Source organism: Phocaeicola sp. RTP21198st1_B8_RTP21198_201120 (genome assembly GCF_040929485.1).
Classification (GTDB): Bacteria; Bacteroidota; Bacteroidia; order Bacteroidales; family Bacteroidaceae; genus Phocaeicola; species Phocaeicola dorei.
Genome location: NZ_JBCOCI010000349.1, coordinates 773 through 1095 on the forward strand (window position 1 = coordinate 773; position 323 = coordinate 1095).

1 protein-coding gene is annotated in these 323 nt (G+C 34.7%); it reads right to left on the reverse strand.

Going from position 1 to position 323, the window contains the following annotated elements; all coding sequences use genetic code 11:
• On the reverse strand, positions 1-307 hold a 307-nt coding region (locus AB5935_RS26180; RefSeq protein ID WP_368327890.1), incomplete at its 3' end, for an ADP-ribosylglycohydrolase family protein.
• Between the last annotated feature and the right edge of the window lie 16 nt (positions 308-323).

Sequence of the window (323 nt, forward strand, 5' to 3'; positions counted from 1 at the left end):
GTTCTACACCATATTTCTCCATTAATAGTAAGTAGATATACTCAACATCAGTATCGTCATCAGAGAATGCACCGTTATACTTCTGCAATTTATCTATGTTTTTAGTGTAACCGAATGGAAATCTGGATTCCGGGGCAGGTTCATCTACAAACTTGTTCTCAAAAGGAAGTCCATATATATTTCCTACCATTTGCCCGATCCAAGCTCCGGCTATTTTGTCTTTTAACTCTGTCTTTGAAATTTTCTGTGCAGAGATAAATAAGATGTTGGTAATTAAAACAAGTAAAAAGATGATTGGTTTTTTCATACTTATCAGGGTTGAT